We start from the raw sequence: 20058 nt of genomic DNA on the forward strand, positions 1-20058 counted from the left end.
TGGCACAATGTCCCAATTTGCGCGACGCGCTACAGCCGAGGCCTTCGAGATGCTGTTGGCGCAGCGTCAGCAGAGCCTGCCGTTTCTAGACTCGCTAGGTGTCATCGATCACCTGGGCGAGCCGCTGTATTCCACCGGCAACCCCGGCTTTCCCGGGCACGATCCCGAGGAACGGGCTCATATCCGCCGCTTCCTGCAAGACCACGCGCAGCGGCTCTCGGCGGTTCACTGGCCAAGCGAACCGGGTGAGCACCGCATGCTCTACCTGCGCCGCATGTTCGATGGCGAAGGGCGTTTCACCGGGTTGGCGGCGGCGCGGCTGGACCTGTTCTATTTCACCCATGCGCTGGAGCGCCTGCAGCTCCACGAGGGCCAGAGCGTCGCCTTCCTCGACGACCAGATGCGCCTGATTGCGCGCCGCCCCGGGCTGTCCGGTCGCTCCGCGTCCCAGGCGCTGGGCATGCGGGTCGAGTCGGCGGAGCTGGAACAGGCTCTGCGTGGCGAAGAGGTGCGCTCGCTGACGCTACTTTCGCCGCTGGATGGCGACCGTCGTGTGGTGAGCATCGGCCGGGTCGAGGAGCTGCCGTTCTCGGTCATTGTCGGCCATAGCGTCGACCAGGTACTGGGCGCGTGGCGCGAGATGGTGCTCGTGCTTTCGCTGGGAGTGCTGGTCATGGCGGCGCTGGGCTGGCTGATCCTGCGGCACTACCTGCACCTGGTGCGCACCGAGGACGACCTCTACCGCAGCGAGCAGGCGCTGCGTACGCTGAATGGTTCGCTGCAGGCCGAGCTGAAAATCGCCGACCTGGCGTTCAATACCCATCTTGGCATGCTGATCACGGATGCCGACGGCATTATCCTCAAGGTCAACGCCACCTTCGAGCGCATCACGGGCTACCACGCGTCGGAGGTGCTGGGGCGCAATCCGAGCATCCTCAGCTCGGGCCACCATGATGCCGACTTCTACCGCCAGATGTGGGGAGCTATCGACGCCCAGGGCAGCTGGGAAGGTGAAGTCTGGAACCGGCGCAAGAGTGGGCAGATCTACCCGCAGTGGGTCACCATCAGCGCCGTGAGCGACCCCTCCGGCAGCATCAGCCACTATGTGGCCACCTTCAGCGACATGAGCCTGCGACGCGCCGCCGAACAAGAGGCGCACCGGCTGGCCTTCTATGACCCGCTGACCGGCCTGCCCAATCGACGCCTGGTACTCGAACGGCTGGGGGAGGCGATCAGCCTGTGCCAGGGGCAGGGGGGGTTCGGTGCCCTGCTGCTGGTCGACCTCGACGGCTTCAAGTACGTCAACGATAGCCTGGGCCACGAGGTGGGCGACGAGCTGCTGCAGGCGATGGCTCGACGGGTCGAGAGCGCAAGCCGAGAGCACGACCTGGTGGCACGCATCGGCGGCGACGAATTTCTGGTGCTGGCCGAAGGCCTCGGCGTTACCCTCGAGGAGGCCTCGCAGCAGGCCGAACGCCTGGCGAAGCGGCTGCTGATTAGCCTGGGCGAGCCGTGCTGGCTGGGTGAGCGGCGCCACCTGCTCTCCGGCAGCATCGGCATCACTTTGCTCGGGGATGACGACAGCAAGGTCGAGGAGTGTCTGCAGCAGGCCGAGATGGCCATGTACCAGGCCAAGCAGGCGGGGCGCAACACGCTGCGCTTCTTCGACCCGGTGATGCAGGCGGTGGTAGTGCGGCGCGCCATCCTCGAGGCCGAACTGCGCCAGGCCGAACGCCACCAGCAGCTGCGCCTGCACTACCAGATTCAAGTCGATGCGCAGGAGCGGGTGACCGGGGTCGAGGCGCTGCTGCGCTGGCAGCACCCCGAGCTCGGCATGGTGCCGCCCTACGAGTTCATCCCTATTGCCGAAGCGAGCCAGCTCATCGTCAGCATTGGCCGCTGGGTGCTCGACACGGCCTGCCGTCAGCTGGCGTCCTGGGCGCAGATGAAGCACACGGCGGAGCTGACCATGGCGGTCAACATCAGCCCGCTGCAGTTCCAGCAGCCCGATTTCATTGACACCCTGGAGAGCATCCTGACGGCCACCGGGGCCAATCCGCAGCGGCTGAAGCTGGAGCTTACCGAGACGCTGTTCATGGCAGAGCCCGACGCCGTGTGTCGCACCATGATGCGTATCAAGGCACTGGGCGTGCGCTTCTCGCTGGACGACTTCGGCACCGGCTTCTCGTCGCTCTCCTACTTGAACCGGCTGCCACTCGATCAGCTCAAGATTGACCAATCGTTCGTGCGCACCCTATTCGAGGATAGCGCCAACGCGGTGATCTCCGCTTCGATCATCGACCTGGGCCGCAACCTAGGGCTTGAGGTCATCGCCGAGGGGGTCGAGAGTAGGGCACATCGTGACTGGCTGAAGGCCCACGGCTGCTACGCCTACCAGGGCTATCTTTTTTCTCGTCCGCTGCCGATCGAGGACCTGATGCCGCTGCTGGAAAACGCCGACGCCACCGCCGGCTGAGCCGGGGTGGCGTCGTGGGGGGAAGCGGGTGCCTTCAGGCACGCCTGGCGCTTAGGGTGTCAGTGGTCCACGCGGCCGAGCAGCAGGAACTCGATCAATGCCTTCTGCGCGTGCAGGCGGTTGCCGGCCTCCTGCCATACCACCGCACGCGGGTCGTCGAGCAGCGTTTCGCTGATCTCCTCGCCGCGGTGGGCGGGCAGGCAATGCAGGAACAGGGCGTCACGCTTGGCCAGGTCGAGCAGCGCCTCGGTCACCTGGAAGCCGCGGAAATCGGCTTCCCGCTTGGCCTGCTCCTCCTCCTGGCCCATGGAGGCCCATACATCGGTGGTGACGAGGTCGGCACCCGCCACCGCTTCCTGGACGTCGCGCAGCAGGGTGACCCGCTCGCCCGCCGCCGCCACAATGTCCTCGCGCGGTTCGTAGCCCTCCGGGCAGCATATCTTCAGCTTGAAGTCGAACTGGCGTGCGGCGTTGATCCACGAATGGCACATGTTGTTGCCGTCGCCGATCCAGACGGCCGTACGCCCGCGTACGCTGCCGCGCAGTTCGGTCCAGGTCATGACGTCGGCCAGCAGCTGGCAGGGGTGGTAGTCATCGGTAAGGGCGTTGATCACCGGCACGCTGCTGGCGGCAGCATACGCCTCGAGGCCTGCATGGGAGAAGGTGCGAATCATCACGATGTCGACCATCTCGGCCAGAACGCGTGCGGTGTCCTCGATCGGTTCGCCGCGGCCAAGCTGGGTGTCGCGCGGAGAAAGGAAGAGCGCGTGGCCGCCGAAGTGCGCCATGGCCGTCTCGAACGAAACCCGTGTGCGCGTCGAGGATTTCTCGAAGATCATCGCCATGGTGCGGTTGGTGAACGGGGTGTAGCTGGGCCCCTGGGCCCGCAGGCGGTTCTTGATCGTGATGGCGCGTTGGATCAGGTAGTGCAGCTCTTCGGGACTCAGGTCCAACAGGGTCAGAAAATGGCGTGTCGCCATGACGATCTCTCCGCGCGAAAAAACCCCCATCCTAGCCAGCCCGCAGGGGATGCGCAATGCGCCGTGCATCAGTAGAATGAGCCCATGAAGAAGACTGAGTGCAGCGCTCGGGTAAGGCCTGCCTCGCTAGTCACCCTCCTATACACGCTACAGGGAGCGCCCATGAGCACGACCATCGAGAACATTCAGCGCCAGATCAGCGACAACCCCATTCTGATCTACATGAAAGGCACGCCGCAGCTGCCCCAGTGCGGTTTCTCCGCGCAGACCGTGCAGGCGCTCATGTCCTGCGGCGAGCGCTTCGCCTTCGTCAACATCTTGGATAACCCCGACATCCGTGCCGAGCTGCCGAAGTACGCCAACTGGCCGACATTCCCTCAGCTGTGGGTTGAGGGCGAGCTGATCGGCGGCTGCGATATCGTCACCGAGATGTACCAGACCGGCGAGCTGGAAACCCTGATCAAGGACGCCGCGGCGCGTGCCAAGGCCAACGAAGGCCAGTCCGGCGACGCCTGATTCAGGCTGTTACTGCCAAAGGCAAGCGCTACGCTCAAGCTTCAACGACCCGGCCCGCGCGCTATGGCTCGCGGGCCGGGGCGTTTCTGGCGATCTGGCAGCCCAGGGGGCGCATGGATACGTAAGGAAACCAAATGGTCCTGCCAGGCCATTGAAATCGCGGTGCGCGGCGGCCACGCTGGAACAGGAGGAGTACCCAGGCTGGAAGTTAACAGGGAGGTACCATGCAGACACCGCTGGAAATCACCTATCAGCACGTTTCACGCTCGGAGTGGATCGACGAGTACGTGCGCTCGCGGGTGGCCAAGCTGGAGCATTTCAGCAAGGATATCGTCTCTTGCCGCGTGGTCATCGAGCAGACCCAGAACCCCCATCGAACCGGCAATCCCTACCGTGCCTTGGTCGAGGTGACCCTGCCGGCCAAGGGTGAGCTAGTGGCGGAGAAGACGGACAAGGTCGTCGACCCCCAGGTGCAGCTGCGTCCGATCATCCGCAATGCCTTCGAAGCGATGGAGAAACAGCTCAAGAAGCAGACCGCAAAGCGTGATGGAAAGGTCAAGCAGCACTTCGGCGATCCGCTACCGCCGGTGGCAATGGTGGTGCGCAAGTTCGAAGCCGATGGCTACGGCTTCCTCAAGAGCGTGAGCGGCCAGGAGTACTATTTCCATCGCAATGCGGTGCTGCACGATGATTTCGAACGGCTCACCGTGGGAACGCGGGTTCGCTTCGAGCCCAACGAGGGCGATGAGGGGCTGCAGGCCAGCTCCGTGCAGATCCTCGACAAGCCCGGGGTCGGTGGGGCGGTCGAGGGCGACGAGGATCTCGACATGCCTGCCGGCTGGGAGCAGGATCCCGCTACCCGCCACTGAGGGCGGCTGACCCGGTCCGCATCGCCGGTGCGGGCCGGGGCGAACCGGATCTTTGGCGGAGCCTCTTCACCAGACTGTTAAACAGTCTGTTAGAGCTCTTCCAGGCCCTGTTCGCGCTGGGCCAGCGCCCAGCCGCCGAGATCCTTGTAGCGATTGACGATGGCGCAGAACAGCTCCGCGGTGCGCTCGGTATCGTAGCGCGCCGAGTGGGCTTCATGATTGTCGAAGGGAATGCCCGCGGCACGGCAGGCGCGAGCCAGCACGGTCTGGCCATAGATCAGGCCTGACAGTGTTGCGGTATCGAAGCTGGAAAACGGGTGGAAGGGGTTGCGCTTGACGCCGCAGCGGTTGACGGCGGCATTCAGGAAGCCATGGTCGAAGGCGGCGTTGTGGCCGACCAGCACGGCGCGGGTGCAGCCGTGGGACTTGATCGCCTTGCGTACCGGGCGAAAGATTTCGCCCAGGGCTTCGGCCTCGGAAAGCGCCACCTTCTGGCGCAGCGGGTCGTCGAGCTTGATGCCGGTGAAGTCGAGCGCCGATTGTTCCACGTTGGCCCCGGAGAAGGGCTGCACGTGGTAGGCGTAGGTGGCATCGGGCATCAGATTGCCCTCTGCATCCATGGTCAGGGTCACCGCGGCGATTTCGAGTATGGCGTCGCGCTCGGCGTTGAACCCGCCGGTTTCCAGGTCCACCACAACTGGCAGGAAGCTGCGAAATCGCTGGGCCATCATCTCACGGCTGATCGCCTCGCTCATGCCCCTCTCCTCATGCTGTTCCTCTCCGCTGACATTGGGCGACCATTCGCCGGACGGCGGCGCTGGCGCCGCGGCCGGGGTGCTTCCCTTCCGGGGCGAAAGTCTATCAGTTTGCCCGCGATACGTCCTGCGGCCGGTATTCGCCGGGCGGCAGCCACGCTATACTTCTCGTCTTGTGACGTTTACCTCAAAGGAGCCCTCCGAATGTCCGATGTCAAGAAGGTCGTGCTTGCCTATTCTGGCGGCCTGGACACCTCCGTCATCGTCAAGTGGTTGCAGGAAACCTACCACTGCGAAGTCGTGACCTTTACCGCCGACATCGGTCAGGGCGAGGAAGTCGAGCCGGCGCGCGCCAAGGCCCAGGCGCTGGGCGTGAAGGAAATCTACATCGAGGATTTGCGCGAGGAGTTCGTGCGCGACTACGTCTATCCGATGTTCCGCGCCAACACCATCTACGAGGGCGAGTACCTGCTGGGCACCTCCATCGCCCGCCCGCTGATCGCCAAGCGCCTGATCGAGATCGCCAACGAGACCGGCGCCGATGCCATCTCCCACGGCGCCACCGGCAAGGGCAACGACCAGGTGCGCTTCGAGATGGGCGCCTATGCGCTGAAGCCCGGTGTCAAGGTGATCGCGCCGTGGCGCGAGTGGGACCTGACTTCCCGTGAGAAGCTGATGGCCTACTGCGAAGAGCACGACATTCCCGTCGACTTCTCCAAGAGCAAGAAGAAGTCGCCGTACTCCATGGACGCCAACCTGCTGCACATCTCCTACGAGGGCGGCATCCTCGAGGATCCGTGGGCCGAGGCCGAGGAGGACATGTGGCGCTGGAGCGTGGCGCCCGAGGCCGCTCCCGACCAGCCCACCTATGTTGAGCTTACCTTCGACAAGGGCGATATCGTTGCCGTCGACGGCAAGGCGATGAAGCCCCATGAGGTGCTCGAGACCCTCAACAAGCTGGGCGGCGACAACGGCATCGGTCGTCTCGACATCGTCGAGAACCGCTACGTCGGCATGAAGTCCCGCGGCTGCTACGAGACCCCGGGGGGCACCATCATGCTGCGCGCCCATCGCGCCATCGAGTCGATCACCCTCGACCGCGAGGAAGCCCACCTCAAGGACGAGCTGATGCCCAAGTATGCCAAGGTGATCTACAACGGCTACTGGTGGAGCCCGGAGCGGCGCATGCTGCAGGCGGCCATCGACGAGACCCAGAAGAACGTCTGCGGCGTGGTGCGCGTGAAGCTCTACAAGGGCAACGCCACCGTGGTTGGACGCAAGTCCGAGCAGTCGCTGTTCGACGAGTCCATCGCCACCTTCGAGGACGATGCCGGCGCCTACAACCAGAAGGATGCCGAGGGCTTCATCAAGCTCAACGCCCTGCGTCTGCGCATTGCCGCGGGCAAGGGTCGCCAGCAGGGCTGATCTCCCCGCTGCGCAGCGCATCCATGACGCCGGCCCACGGGCCGGCGTTCGCATTGAGGAAGGAAACTTCGCATGTTGAGGAAACTGTTGGGCGGCCTGTTCGGCGGCAGCGAGGCCAAGCCGGGCAACGCCAGGGCCGCCGAGCCGGTCGAGTACCACGGCTACCAGATCATCTCGGAGCCCGCCGAGCAGGGCGGCCAGTTTCGCGTCAGCGGCTGGATTCGCAAGCAGGGGGTGGATGGGGAAATGCTGGAGCATCGCTTCGAGCGCTCCGACCTGGTGCCGGGACGGGAGGCCTGCGACCAGCTGATGGTCAGCAAGGCACAGCGATTCATCGACCAGATGGGCGAAGGGCTGTTCGACGCCCGTTGACGCCATGAGTGGCGGCTCTTCGTCTTTTGCCCAAGGGCAACGGCGGCTGGGTGCCTTTACACTGGGCCAAGTGTGATAGCCCGGAGCCGCCATGCGCCTTCTTCACCGTGCCTCTCCGTGGCGCGACCTTTTCAGTGCCGATAACCTGCCCTCACCCGGTGAGCTGCCGCCCCTGCTGGCACCCTTGCAGGATGCGCTGCGCGAGCTGGGGCCCACGCCCAGCCTGGCGGCGGCCCATGCCTGGCAGGGCCGCCTGGTCGAGGCCTTGCAGCGGCTCGATCTTCCTGCCTGGCGCATCAGCCAACTGATCAGCGACCACAACGACATGCTCTATCGCCAGGCGATTCGCCTAGCGCTCAACGAAATGCAGGGGCAGGGCTGGGGCGAGCCGCCGGTGGCCTACTGTGTGTTGACGCTGGGCTCGGCGGGGCGGCATGAAAGCCTGCTGGGGCCGGACCAGGACAACGCCATGATCATGGCCGACTATCCCGATGCTCGGCACACCGAGGTCGATGGTTACTTCCAGTCGCTGGGGGAGCGCTTCACGGCGCGTCTGGACGAAGCGGGCATTCCGCTGTGCAACGGCCACGTGATGGCGCGCTGGCCAATGTGGCGCAAGCGGCTCTCCGAGTGGCGCGAGCAGCTCTCGCTGTGGACCCGGGAACGGCGGGTGAAGCGCGTGCAGCAGAGCAATATCCTGCTCGATTTTTCGCCGGTGTGGGGCGATGCGTCGCTGGCCGATGCGCTGGCCGACCATGTGGCGCGGCTCATGCCGCGCGCGTCGCTGTTCCTCGACGAGATGGCGGCCCTGCTCGATGAATTGCCGGTTGCACTGGACCGCTTCGGCCGTCTGGTCGGAGGCGGGCAGGAGGCGCCCCACGACCAGGCGCTGAATCTCAAGCGGCAGGGCGTGCTGCCGCTGGTCAATGCGGTGCGGCTTCTGTCGCTGCGCCATGGGGTGCGTGCCGCGGACACTCGCTCGCGACTGGCCGGGCTGGTGATGAAAGGAGCGCTTGGGCAGCGCCAGGCCGAGGCGCTCGTGCGTGCGCTGGACCGCTGTCAGGAGCGGCTGCTGGTCGTACAGCTGGCCAATCTCAAGGTTGGCGCCATGCCAGACGGCTGGGTGGACCTTTCACGACTTGAAGAGGACGAGCGACTGCTGCTGCGTCATGACATGCTGGTCATACGCAGCCTGGTGCGTTCGGTTCGCTAGGGCGCGTGTAGCGTCGCGCCTTGGTTGCGGCTACGCCTGGCAAGACACCCTCTTCGTCAGAAACAAAACGCCTCCTGCCGGCGCGGGCCGGGCAGGAGGCGAGTACCAAGGAGATTCTGCCTAGAAGGTTTCCCACTCCTCTTCCGCCGGGCGCTGCGCCCGCTTGCCACCTCCTGCCGACGGCAGGGCGGGCCTGGGATCAATGACCGGACGTGCCATGAGCGTGGTGCTGGTGCTGGTGCTGGTGAAGGTGGCGCCGGCAGGCTGACGCACGGCGTCGTTGTCGCCGAGTACGAATTCGGCCATCAGCTCGTCGAGCCTGCGTGCATTTTCATGCATGGCGGAGGCCAGCCCGGCGTTCTGGCTCACCATGGTGGCGTTCTGCTGGGTCATGGTGTCCATTTCGGCCACGGCGGTATTGACCTGTTCGATCCCCTGGGTCTGCTCGCGGGCGCCGGCGGTGATCTCGCTGATGACATCCGAGACCTGGATCACGCTCTGGCGCAGCGCCTGCATGCGCTCGGCCGCGCTCTTGACGATTTCACCGCCCTGTTGGGTGTGCTGCACCGAGGCGTCGATCAGTTGACGAATGTCCTTGGCCGCATCGGCCGAACGGCTGGCCAGGTTGCGTACTTCCTGTGCCACCACGGCAAAGCCGCGCCCGTGCTCGCCGGCTCGTGCCGCCTCGACCGAGGCATTCAGCGCCAGGATGTTGGTCTGGAAGGCGATGGAGTCGATCAGGCCGATGATATTGCTGATCTTGTTGGCCGACTCGTCGATCGCCGCCATCTTCGTCTGCATGTCGGTCATCGACAGGTTGCCGCGCTCTGCCAGGTCGGCAGCGCTGACGGCAAGCCCATTGGCCTGCTCCGATGCCTGAGCGGTATGCGCCACGGTGGAGTGAATCTGCTCCATGGAGGCGGACGTCTCCTGCAGATTGGCAGCGGCTTGCTCGGTGCGTGAGGAGAGTTCCCGGGTACCATCGGCAATGTCGCTGGCGCCGGCCAGCACGGTGCGGGCGCTGCTGCGCACCTCCAGCAGGGTGCGCTGCATGCGTTCTACGAAGCCGTTGAACTGCATGGCCAGTTCGCCCACTTCGTCGTGGCTCTGGGCGCTTAGGCGGCGTGTCAGGTCACCCTTGCCCTGAGCGATGTCGGCCATGGCCCGCGTGGTCTGCTTGATGGGGGCCAACACTTTGCGCGTCGTGAAATAGATGATCGCGAGCAGGGCGGTCAGCATCGCCGTGCCGACGATCAAGAGGGTGAACAGCAGGGTATGGGTGACGGCGGTGAAGGCGGCGTTGGGCATGGCAGCGGCCAGCGTCCAGCCTTCGGTGCCAGAAATCGGCTGCCACACCATGGTGGTGCCGATGCCTTCCGGTGAAACCACCCGGCCGATGCCGGGTTCGCCGGCGAGCATCTGCCGGCCGAGCGCGTTGGCGCCCTGAAAGCCTGCCTCGTCGGCTTCGGTGACGCGCAGGTTCATTCGCGTATCCGGGTTCGGATGGGCAACGACCATGCCGCTGCGATCGACCAGGTAGCCGTAGCTGTCGTCGCCGACGTCGATGGCGGAGGTGATCTCGGAGATCGCCGCCATGGAGAGCGTAAAGCCCAGCAGGCCGACGCGGTTGCCTTCGGCATCGATGATCGCCTCGGCCACGATGGCGGTGGGTTGGCCGGTGATCATCGAGATGACAGGGTCGGCGAGCAGTCGGTCGGCGCTGCCTTCCACCACCAGCGTCTGGAAGTAGCCGCGCGAGGAAATGTCGGCGCGTACCCCGGTGTGGGTCACGGTGTCGCCGCGTGCATTGGCGAAGTAGAAGGATTCGATCGTGGCATCGCCCGGGTGGCGCGAGATCAGCCAGTCGAGGTGAGCGGTTACGTCGACGCGCTCGGCCAGGCGTTCGTCCTTGGCCAGGCCCGACAGCAGCGTGCGATAGCCGTTGATCCACTGGCCGATCTCGTCGGCACGGGCTTCCACCTGGCGCACCGTCGTGTGCTCCACCATGGGGGGAATGGCGCTGCTGAGCTGGACTTGCACGATCGCCCCGAGGGCGATGAAGGCCAGCAGAAGAGGAATGCCGACGGCACCGAGCAGTTTCTGGGTCAGCGTCAAGCGGGTAAGGCGTGTCATCTGTGAGATTCTCTTTGGTGTCTTCGATGCATGTGCGGTCCGACCGCTCGGCCGCCTGGCCCGCCTCCGGCGTGATAGCCTGCGGAAGCAACGGTCGTCGAGAGGCAGGGTCCTTGCCGCATGGTCCTTTTATCGTTAGGAAAGCGTTCTGCGTCTGCTGTCGTTATCGGCAGGCAGCAATGTTTCTTTAACTGTTCAGGAATGCCAGGGGGGACGTCATTCTGGCGCGCGCGGCAGTTCCATGACCAGGCAGGCGCCCTTGAGCACGCTGGCCTCTTCCACCCATAGCCGCCCGCCCAGGTGGGCGACGATGCCGCGGCTGATCGGTAGACCCAGGCCGCTGCCGCGGGGCCGCCCGCGGCTCTTGCCTGAGCCGGCGCCATAGCGCTTGATCTGGTGGAACTTCTCGAACACGCGCTCACGCTCTTCCGCGGCGATGCCGGGCCCGTTGTCCTCGACGCTGAGGCAGTAGTGCTGCTGGTGCGGATAGAGCCGCAGCAGCACCTGGGGGTTATCGTCATCGGCGAACTTGCCTGCATTGTCCAGCAGGTTGATGATCACCTGTTCGAGCCGGTCGGGATCGCCGACCACGAACGCCTCGTCGACCTCGATCTCGACGCTGAGGGTCACGCCGCGATCCTCCTGCAGGCGATGTACTGCATCCACGCTGTGTCGGGCCAGGGCGGCCAGGTCCAGGCGCTGCGGAGAGAGGGTGAGACGGCCGCTCTCGAGGCGGGCCAGGTCGAGGATCTCCTCGATCAGCCGCGACAGCCGCTGGCTCTCCAGCACTACCACTTCAAGGAAATGCACGCGCTTATCTTCGGGTAGGTCCTTGCCGTCGCGCAGGATCTCGGCAAAAGCCCGGATCGAGGTGAGCGGCGTGCGCAGCTCATGGCTGACCATGGCCACGAACTCGTCCTTGAGGCGATCGAGTTCGCGCAGCCGCTCGTTGGCCGCACGCAGCTCCTCGCCGATTCGGGCCAGCTCGTTGGACTTCTGCTCCAGGCGCCGGTTGTACTCCAGCGTCTGCGAGGTGGTATCGAGGATGCTGAGGATCGACTCCAGGTCCAGCGCCTCGCCGCGTACCACCGAGTTGATCAGTACCCGCGCCGAGGCGCTGCCCAGTGCGCCGGAGAGGGCCTGCTCGGCGCGGGCGATCAGTGCCGGGGGGGCAGGGTCCTCGTCGGCCAGGTGCACCTCCTGGTCGGCCAGGATGCGCGCCGTGGCGGCGGCACCCAGGTAGCGGTTGAGCAGGCTCTGCAGCTCGCCGCGGGTGGTCTGGCCACGCCACAGCGAGGTGTGCTGCAGGCTGGGGTTCATGGCTTCGGTGAACAGAGCCGCCTGGGTCTGCTCGACCGGGGTCTGGCGGGTGAACAATGAGACGCCAAGCAGCAGGCCGACATTGGCCAGCAGGCTCCACAGCAGGGCGTGGCTGTAGATGTCCCAGCCCTCCAACCCGAACAGCGCATAGGGCCGCAGCCAGGCGATGCCCCATGGACCCTGGGCCAGGAAGGCGGCGTCCAGCCAGCCGGACTGAGCGAAACCCGGCAGCAGCAGCGTGTAGACCCAGATGGCGAAGCCGGCCAACAGCCCCAGCGAAGCCCCAGCCCGGGTTGCGCCGCGCCAGTACATGCCGATCAGCAGGGCGGGGGCAAACTGGGAGGCGCCGACAAAGGAGACCAGGCCGATGGTCACCAGGCTGTAGGAGTCGCCGATCAGGGCGTGATAGAGATAGCCAAGCAGCAGGATCAACACGATCGCCACCCGGCGTATGCCCAGCAGCCAGCCGGCCAGCTCCCCTTGGGAACTGAGGTGCAGGCGCTTGGAGCGCAGCAGCAGCGGCATCACCAGCTGGTTGCTGACCATGGTCGAGAGCGCGATGGTTTCCACGATGACCATGCCGGTGGCCGCCGAGAGCCCGCCGATGAACACCAGCAGCGGGATGCCCTCGAGCCCTGCCGAAAGCGGCAGCGTCAGCACGAAGCTGTCCGGGTCGCTGTTGCCGACCGGCAGCAGCAGCCCGGCCATGGCGATGGGGATGACGAAGATATTGATGGCCACCAGGTAGAGCGGGAATAGCCAGCTGGCGCGGTTCAGGTGGCGCTCGTCGACGTTCTCGACCACCAGTACCTGAAACTGCCGCGGCAGGGTGAGAAATGCCAGGAAGGCCAGTACCAGCGTGCCCACCCAGCCGGTGGCGCCTCCCGGCACGGCGTCCAGCCCCAGCGCACCGCTCAGTTCGGGGGTGGCCGCGACCTGGCGGAACAGATCGAAGGGGCCGTTGAACAGCACGAAGACCACGAAGACGCCGACGGTCAGGAAGGCCAGCAGCTTGACCAGCGATTCGAAGGCGATCGCGGCGACCATGCCTTCATGGCGCTCGCTGGCGTCTAGGTGGCGGGTGCCGAACAGAATGATGAAGACGGCCAGCACCAGCGCCACCCAGAACGACTTGTCGACCCAGAAGCTCTCTTCGGCCAGGCGCAGCTCCGCCGCTTCGGGATAGTTGACCAGCACGGCATGGCTGAGGGTGATGGCCTTGAGCTGCAGGGCGATGTAGGGCGTGATGCCAATCAGCGCGATCAACGCCACCAGGGCGCCAAGGCTCGAGCTCTTGCCGTAGCGGGCGCTGATGAAGTCGGCAATGGAGGTGATGCGCTGGGCGCTGGCGATACGCACCATCTTGCGGATCATGAATGGGGCCATCAGCATGGCCAGGGTCGGTCCCAGGTAGATCAGCAGAAAGCTGGGGCCGAATTCGGCGGCACGACCGACGCTGCCATAGAAGGTCCAGGCCGTGCAGTAGACGGCGATGGAGAGGGCGTACACGGTGGGCGAGCCGATCACCGAGCGGCCGCGTTCCGCGCGGCGATCGCCCCAGGCGGCGATCACGAACAGTAGCGCCAGGTAGCCGAAGGCTACCGTCAGCACCACCGGATCGGTTCTCATGGCTCAGCCGTCCTCTCGCCAATGCTCCAGTAACCAGGCGGCAAGCCCCAACACCAGCCCCCAGGCGGCGAACAGGTAGAGCGGCAGCCAGGACAGCCCGCCGTTGGCGCGGTCGAAGACCAGCACCATTGGCGGCGTGAACAGCAGCAGCGCCAGGGCGACCAGGGCGACCAGCCGAGCCTGGCGGGTGGCCTCGTTCATGTGCAGGCGTCCTCCTTGTCGAAGGCGCTGGCCTGAAGCGCCAGGGCGCGCTCCAGGGTGTCGATGCCACGTGCCTCGAGCCGCGGCAGCAGTGCCAGCCACAGCTCGGCCGTCACCCGGGCGTCACCCAACGCCGTGTGGCGCGTGCCGGGAGGGAAGCTGAGGTCGTAGCGTTCCGCCAGGGTGTCGAGGTCGTGGCCGTCGAGACTCTCGTCCAGCGCGCGTGACAGCAGCAGGGTGTCCAGCACCGGCATGTCGAGGGTGACGCTGGCCCCGGGCGGCTGCAAGGCAAGGAGATCGAAGGCGGCATTGTGCGCCAGAATCACCGCATCGCCGATGTAGTCGCGAAAGCGCGGCAGGATCACCGGCAGCGGGGGGGCGCCCATCACATCGTCGTCGGTGAGCCCGTGGATGGCGGTGCTGGCCGGCGGGATCGGCTTGCCGGGATCGACGCGAACGTCGAACACCTCGCTGGCCAGCAGCCGGGCGTTGACGATGCGGCAGGCGCCGATGCTGATCACGGTATCGCCGCGGCGCAGCTCCAGCCCCGTGGTCTCGGTATCGAAGGCCACCACTTCCAGGGCGCGCAGCGGGCACCTGGCCAGTTCGGCGTCCGGCGGCGGCAGGTCGGCAATGCCGAAATCGTGGAATTCCGGGCGCGGCGGCAATGCTTCGCGCGGGGCGCCGACGCGTTCCACCGAAGGCAGCGGCAGGCGCAGCCGCGCGTGAATGCCGTCGGCATCGGCGAGGCTCCAGGTGTCGCTGGCATGCTGGCGCAGCAGGTCGCCGACCCGCGGAGACAGCGGCAGGGAGTCGAGCCGCCGCTCGCTCCAGGCGGCCAGCTCCCGCTGGGCCAGCGGCGTGCCGCGCCATACCAGGTCGAGGTAGACGCGGCGGTTGCCCAGCAGCATCTCGCCTTCGAAGGTGGTATGGCCGGTATGCTGACGCAGCTGTGCCAGCAGCGACTCCAGCAGTGCCAGCAGCGCCGGGGCGTCGCCCTTGAACCAGGCCGGCATGCCGATGGGCACGACCTGGAGCGGGTCGTCGCCCAGGCGCTCGTTGAGCGACTGCCAGAGATCGTTCGACCACAGCGGCACCAGCCGCTCGCCCTGCTGCTGCATGTCCTCGATCAGCCGACCGAGCCCCTCCAGCGCCTGGCCCAAGGCGCGGCTCTCCTCTTCGATCACCGTTTCCAGGCGGGCGCGTAGGGCATCGTCGCCGCGCCCCGCATGGCGGGCGCTGCCGAGCGCCTCGGCGGCGCTGCTCAGGCTGGCGCCATGGCGGCGCAGCGGCGGCAGGCGCTCGGCCAGCTCGGCGCGGGCGCCCATCTCGCTGTTCCAGGCGGCGGTGGCATCGGTCAGAGTCAGCAGCGTCTCCCCATTGCTGAGGGGGACGCGACGCAGCACCGCGTGCAGCCAGCGTTCGTCGCAGGGGATCAGCAGCTCGCGGGGCGAGCCGTCCTCAGGCAGCTGGCCGATGGCATCCTGTAGGCTGGTCACAGGCAGCAGGGTGTCCAGGCGTTTGCCCAGCCCGAGCCCGGGGTTCTCCTCGAACAGGCTCTCGGCAGCCTGGTTGAACAGCAGCAGCCGGCGGTGGTGGTCGCACAGCAGCAGCGGGGTGTCGAGCACTTGCAGCAGGGTTTCGAGCTCCTGGCGGATCCGGGCGGCGCTGCGGGCGCCTTCGGCATGAGCGGTAGCCAGGCGACGGCGATCGGAGCGCCACGCTTCGCGCACGCGCACCAGGTCGGGGCCCAGCCCGCGCAGCCAGCCTTCGGGGGGATAGTCGTCGCGGGCGTCGGGATTGGCCACCAGCCGGGCCAATTGGACCTGCAGGTGACGCAGCGGGGTGAACAGCATGCGCTCGAGTAGCAGGCCGCAGAGGAAGATCGTGCCGCCGCCGGAAAAGCAGCCCAGCCACAGCACCAGGCGGGGGAAACCCTGAGGCTGGAACAGACTATCGAGCCAGGCGGCGAAAATCGCGCCGCCCATGATGCTGATGCCGCTGAGCAGCAGCCAGAGGCCGATCAGCCGCTGGCGCTTGGGCAGCCTGCCCTTGTTCATCAGGCATCCTCGGCCAGCAGGCGCTTGACCTTCTCGACCAGGGCCTGGGTGGAAAACGGCTTGGTCACGTAGTCGTCGGCACCCAGCGCCAAGCCCTTCTCACGTTCGACCTCGCGCCCGTGGGCGGTGAGCATGATGATCGGCAGGTTCGCATGTCGCGGGTCCTGGCGCAGCTGTTCCAGTACGTCGAAACCGCTGATGCCGGGCAGGCTGATGTCGAGCAGGATCAGATCCGGTGGGGAATCCTCAACGCTGGTCAGCGCCCCCTCGCCGTCTTCCGCCGTGACCACGTCGAAGCCGGCTTGCTGCATCAGGAATTCCAGCGACAGCACGATGTTGGGTTCATCGTCCACCACCAGTACCTTGGCCATTCACCACTCCTTAACGAGCTACTTTTATGTGTTGTTAGCCTCAGTCTAGTGGGGGCGTGCAGGCCGGCAAAGACGACCTTGGCAGAAGATGAGAGCCGGCGGCGGCCGCAGTGACTCGCCGCCGCGGCTGCCACCGAGAGCGAGGCGCGTCAGCGACGCGGTTCGCCCTTGGTTTCGAGCGGCTTGATCTTGGGGCCCAGCGGGCCGAGCCATAGCCATACCTGCAGCACGACGAGCAGCGGCAAGAGCCACGCTGGGGCGCCGGTGGTGGAGGCCAGCACGTGGAAGATCATGTAGGCGGTGATGCCGGCCAGCAGGCCGACCAAGGGAAACATGAAGGGTCGGTTGTACCCGGGGCGGCGCGTCAGGCGAAACAGCGAGCCGGTGAAGGCGCCGAAAGTGGCAGCCATGGCCAGGGGAAGCAGGATCTCTTGCATCGACAATGTCGCTCTCGGGAAGGCGGGTACCTCAGCCTAACGCGACGCCGCCCGGCGGGCTTTAAGACCTTGGGTGCAGCCGCTGCGCGCACCTGAAGCGGGAAAACCGCCTGCATTGGGTCGGGTGACCCTCTTCGACTTTAGGCGTAATCGCATGTGTGGGCAGGGGCACGGGTTGGACTTCACCGGCCCGGCTGGCCATCCTAGCCGTGCGGCGCCACGCTTGCCGCACGATAACTCTCGCCAAAAAGGTGAGCGTACAAGAAGAAAACCATGTCCTTACCAAGGAGCTGACCTATGAGCGCCATTGTCTTGCTGCTGCTAGGTCTTGGCGGAATGGCGGCGGGGTACTTCCTGTATTCGCGCTTCATTGCCGACAAGATCTATCGTCTGGACCCTGACTTTCGAACCCCGGCGCACGAGTTCGAGGACGGCGTCGACTACGTGCCGACCAACCGTTTCGTGCTGTGGGGGCACCACTTCACCTCGGTGGCCGGGGCCGCGCCCATCGTCGGGCCTGCCATCGCAGTGATCTGGGGCTGGCTGCCCGCCTTCCTGTGGGTCGTGCTGGGCACCATCTTCTTCGCCGGGGTCCACGATTCCGGTGCCATCTGGGCCAGCGTGCGCAACAAGGCGAAATCGGTCGGCGCCCTGACCGGCGACGTGGTGGGCAAGCGCGCCCGCAGCATCTTCATGATCGTCATCTTCCTGGTGCTGCTGATGGTGAACGCGGTGTTCGCCGTGGTCATCGCCGGGCTGATGATGAATTTCTCCACCGCCGTGGTGCCGGTATGGGGCGCGATCCTGGTGGCGCTGATCATCGGTCAGCTGATTTATCGCCGCATCCTCAGCCTGCCGGTGGTGTCGATCCTCGGCGTGATCGCGCTCTATGGGCTTATCTTCATCGGCCCGTCGGTGCCGATCCAGATGCCCGCTGAAGTGGGCGCGCTCTCCGGCAACGCGGTATGGATCCTGATCCTGTTCGGCTATGCCGCCATCGCCTCGCTGCTGCCCGTCTGGGTGCTGCTGCAGCCGCGCGACTACATCAACGGCCTGCAGCTCTTCATCGGGCTGATCGTGCTCTATGGCGCCATCCTGTTCCTCAACCCGTCCCTGGTGGCCCCGGCGATCAACACCGACGTGCCGCCGGGCACGCCGTCGCTGCTGCCACTGCTGTTCGTCACCATCGCCTGCGGTGCCATTTCCGGTTTCCACGGTCTGGTCTCGTCGGGCACCACCTCCAAGCAGCTCAACAAGGAGACCGATGCGCGCTTCGTCGGCTACTTCGGTGCCGTAGGCGAGGGCATGCTGGCGCTGGCCGCCATCCTGGCCGCCACGGCGGGCTTCGCCACCTTCGCTGACTGGCAGGCCATGTACACTGCCTTCGGCCAGGGTGGGGTGAACGCCTTCGTCCAAGGCGGCGCCTACATGATCCACAACGGCCTGGGTCTCGATGAAGTGACCGCCGCCACGCTGCTCACGGTAATGGCCGCGCTGTTCGCCGGCACCACCATGGATACCGGCCTGCGCCTGCAGCGCTACATCTTCCAGGAGTGGGGCGAGATCTATCACCAGCCGTGGATGAAGAAGAGTGCACCGGCCACCCTGCTGGCGGTGGGCAGCTGCCTGCTGCTGGCCTTCGGCGCAGGCGGTGCGGGCGGCACCGGGGGAATGATCATCTGGCCGCTGTTCGGTACCACCAACCAGTTGCTGGCTGGCCTTACCCTGCTGGTGATCACCGTCATGCTGGTGCGCCTGCGTCGGCCGATGTGGTACACCCTGGCCCCGCTGTGCTTCCTCCTGGTGATGACCATTGCGGCCCTGCTGATCCAGCTGCGCTCCTTCTACGAACAGGGCAACTGGTTCCTGCTGATCCTCGACGTCGTGGTGCTGGTGGCGGCGATCCTGGTGGCCATGGAGTGCGCCTCGGCGCTCAAGCGGTCGCGCGCCGAGATGGCACGGCAGGAGTGACCGCACGGAGGCACGATGAAAGACGATCATGACAAGCGCCATGATCCTCGTCTCGAGCGGATGCGGGCCTGGCTTGGCCAGGCCCGCTTCTTTGCCGAGGAGGTCTACTCGGCGCGCTACCGTGGAGCGATCGCCCGGGCGCGACGCGACGAGGACGATCTGTTCATGCTGCTGGTGTTCTCAGAAATGATGGGCGTGCCCAACCCGGCGGCCTACTACACGCTGGAGCTGCAGCCGCTGCTGCTGGAACGCTTCCACGACTGGCACCGGCGCATGGGCATGGAACACTCTCCTCTCGACCACTTCCGGTGTTGCTGACCATGAACGAACTGCTGAACAAGCGCCTTCTGTGGGTGGGCGGCAAGGGCGGGGTGGGCAAGACTACGGTGTCGGCGGCGCTAGCGGTGCTGGCGGCGCGGCGCGGCCGCCGCGTGCTGGTGGTGTCCACGGACCCGGCCCACAGTCTGGGCGATGTGTTCGACCGCGAACTGGGTGATGCGCCCAGGCGCCTGCTGCCCAGCCTCGATGCCATGGAGATCGACCCGGACGCCGAGGTGGAGGCGCACCTGGCGCGTGTCACCGAACAGATGCGCCGCTTCGCCGCGCCCGAAATGATGAAGGAGCTGGAGCGCCAGATGCGCCTGACCCGGCAGTCGCCGGGTACCCAGGAAGCCGCGCTGCTGGAGCGTTTGGCCCGGCTCGTTACCGCCGATGACCTCGGCTATGACCTGATCATCTTCGATACCGCGCCCACCGGGCATACCCTTCGGCTGCTGACCCTGCCCGAGGCGATGGCGGCCTGGACCGATGGACTGCTGGCACACAACCGCCGCTCAGAGTCGCTGGGCAAGGTGCTGGGGCACCTGACTCCCAAGCGCGGGCGCGACGTGGCCACGCCTTTCGACGACCCCGAGGAGGACCCGCTGAGCGATCTCGATGATCGTACCCGCGAGGTGGCGCGTACGCTGCTGCAACGCCGCCGCCTGTTCCACCGCGCCCGGCGGCAGATTGAGAACGCCGAGACTACCGGCTTCCTGTTCGTGCTGACACCCGAGCGGCTGCCGATCCTCGAGACCGTGCGGGCAGTCGAGGCGCTCGAGGCAGTCAAAGTGCCGGTTGCCGGCACGCTGATCAATCGGGTCCTTCCCGAGGAGGCCGACGGCGAGTTCCTGCGTGCGCGGCGCGAGCAGGAGGCGACCTACCTGGCGCGCATCGACGCCGAGCTGGCCAGGTGGCCGCGGCCGCGGCTGCCCTGGTTGCCGACCGACGTGCAGGGCATCGAAGTGCTGGAGGAGCTGGCCACGCGGCTGGAGGCGCTGGGGTTCTAGCC

At 66.1% G+C, this 20058-nt stretch carries 17 protein-coding genes; 9 read left to right on the forward strand and 8 right to left on the reverse strand.

The annotated features are described in order from the left end of the window. The first annotated feature begins 7 nt into the window (after positions 1–7). A complete protein-coding gene (locus ACT7B3_RS07340; RefSeq protein WP_445157422.1) occupies positions 8–2476 on the forward strand; it encodes a bifunctional diguanylate cyclase/phosphodiesterase in 2469 nt (822 codons plus the stop codon). A 59-nt stretch (positions 2477–2535) separates the two neighbouring features. Here ACT7B3_RS07340 and argF read toward each other — a convergent pair whose 3' ends face one another. Then, positions 2536–3456 carry an ornithine carbamoyltransferase gene (argF, locus tag ACT7B3_RS07345; RefSeq protein ID WP_445157423.1) on the reverse strand — a complete coding sequence of 307 codons (921 nt, stop codon included), beginning with the start codon at positions 3454–3456 and terminating at the stop codon, positions 2536–2538. Between the two features lie 162 nt (positions 3457–3618). Here argF and ACT7B3_RS07350 point away from each other — a divergent pair, with 162 nt between their 5' ends. Together ACT7B3_RS07350 and ACT7B3_RS07355 are read left to right on the forward strand one after the other, a co-directional pair. Next, positions 3619–3972, forward strand: coding sequence for a Grx4 family monothiol glutaredoxin (locus tag ACT7B3_RS07350; RefSeq protein ID WP_444677861.1), 354 nt, complete (start codon positions 3619–3621; stop codon positions 3970–3972). A gap of 224 nt (positions 3973–4196) precedes the next feature. Beyond that, the gene (locus ACT7B3_RS07355; RefSeq protein WP_445157424.1) at positions 4197–4841 is read left to right on the forward strand and encodes an HPF/RaiA family ribosome-associated protein; all 645 of its coding nucleotides are present in this window, start codon (positions 4197–4199) and stop codon (positions 4839–4841) included. 89 nt (positions 4842–4930) lie between these two features. Here the strand turns inward: ACT7B3_RS07355 and rnt are convergent, their stop codons facing one another. After that, positions 4931–5596 carry a ribonuclease T gene (gene rnt, locus ACT7B3_RS07360; protein ID WP_444677859.1) on the reverse strand — a complete coding sequence of 222 codons (666 nt, stop codon included), beginning with the start codon at positions 5594–5596 and terminating at the stop codon, positions 4931–4933. 204 nt (positions 5597–5800) lie between these two features. Between rnt and ACT7B3_RS07365 the strand changes: the two genes are divergently transcribed. The 3 genes from ACT7B3_RS07365 (at position 5801) to ACT7B3_RS07375 (ending at position 8606) form a co-directional block, all read left to right on the forward strand. Continuing rightward, positions 5801–7021: an argininosuccinate synthase gene (locus ACT7B3_RS07365; protein ID WP_445157425.1), complete on the forward strand. Its 1221-nt coding sequence runs from the start codon at positions 5801–5803 to the stop codon at positions 7019–7021. A gap of 72 nt (positions 7022–7093) precedes the next feature. Next, the gene (locus tag ACT7B3_RS07370) at positions 7094–7393 is read left to right on the forward strand and encodes an HlyU family transcriptional regulator (protein ID WP_445157426.1); all 300 of its coding nucleotides are present in this window, start codon (positions 7094–7096) and stop codon (positions 7391–7393) included. A 91-nt stretch (positions 7394–7484) separates the two neighbouring features. Continuing rightward, positions 7485–8606, forward strand: a complete 1122-nt coding sequence (locus ACT7B3_RS07375) for a DUF294 nucleotidyltransferase-like domain-containing protein (protein ID WP_445157427.1) — start codon at positions 7485–7487, stop codon at positions 8604–8606. Between the two features lie 120 nt (positions 8607–8726). Here ACT7B3_RS07375 and ACT7B3_RS07380 read toward each other — a convergent pair whose 3' ends face one another. From ACT7B3_RS07380 to ACT7B3_RS07405, 6 genes are all read right to left on the reverse strand, one after another. Next, positions 8727–10739 carry a methyl-accepting chemotaxis protein gene (locus tag ACT7B3_RS07380; protein ID WP_445157428.1) on the reverse strand — a complete coding sequence of 671 codons (2013 nt, stop codon included), beginning with the start codon at positions 10737–10739 and terminating at the stop codon, positions 8727–8729. Between the two features lie 216 nt (positions 10740–10955). Then, positions 10956–13688, reverse strand: a complete 2733-nt coding sequence (locus ACT7B3_RS07385; RefSeq protein WP_445157429.1) for an ATP-binding protein — start codon at positions 13686–13688, stop codon at positions 10956–10958. Positions 13689–13691: 3 nt separating this feature from the next. Continuing rightward, positions 13692–13889 (reverse strand): hypothetical protein, encoded by a 198-nt coding sequence (locus ACT7B3_RS07390; RefSeq protein ID WP_444677854.1) that lies wholly within the window; start codon positions 13887–13889, stop codon positions 13692–13694. After that, positions 13886–15949, reverse strand: coding sequence for an exonuclease domain-containing protein (locus ACT7B3_RS07395; protein WP_445157430.1), 2064 nt, complete (start codon positions 15947–15949; stop codon positions 13886–13888). Before ACT7B3_RS07395 ends, ACT7B3_RS07390 begins: the two co-directional genes overlap by 4 nt. After that, positions 15949–16320, reverse strand: coding sequence for a response regulator transcription factor (locus ACT7B3_RS07400; protein WP_444677853.1), 372 nt, complete (start codon positions 16318–16320; stop codon positions 15949–15951). Before ACT7B3_RS07400 ends, ACT7B3_RS07395 begins: the two co-directional genes overlap by 1 nt. Positions 16321–16469: 149 nt before the next feature. Continuing rightward, positions 16470–16757, reverse strand: a complete 288-nt coding sequence (locus ACT7B3_RS07405; protein ID WP_445157431.1) for a hypothetical protein — start codon at positions 16755–16757, stop codon at positions 16470–16472. Between the two features lie 297 nt (positions 16758–17054). Between ACT7B3_RS07405 and ACT7B3_RS07410 the strand changes: the two genes are divergently transcribed. Genes ACT7B3_RS07410 through ACT7B3_RS07420 form a run of 3 tightly spaced genes read left to right on the forward strand, consistent with a single transcriptional unit; the run spans position 17055 to position 20056 of the window. After that, positions 17055–18728, forward strand: a complete 1674-nt coding sequence (locus tag ACT7B3_RS07410; RefSeq protein ID WP_445157432.1) for a carbon starvation CstA family protein — start codon at positions 17055–17057, stop codon at positions 18726–18728. Between the two features lie 15 nt (positions 18729–18743). Beyond that, entirely contained in the window at positions 18744–19046 is a 303-nt protein-coding gene (locus ACT7B3_RS07415; protein ID WP_444677851.1) for a cory-CC-star protein, read from the forward strand. A gap of 2 nt (positions 19047–19048) precedes the next feature. Further along, positions 19049–20056, forward strand: a complete 1008-nt coding sequence (locus ACT7B3_RS07420) for an ArsA family ATPase (RefSeq protein ID WP_444677850.1) — start codon at positions 19049–19051, stop codon at positions 20054–20056. Positions 20057–20058 lie beyond the last annotated feature (2 nt).

It is taken from the genome of Halomonas sp. E14 (assembly GCF_052568415.1).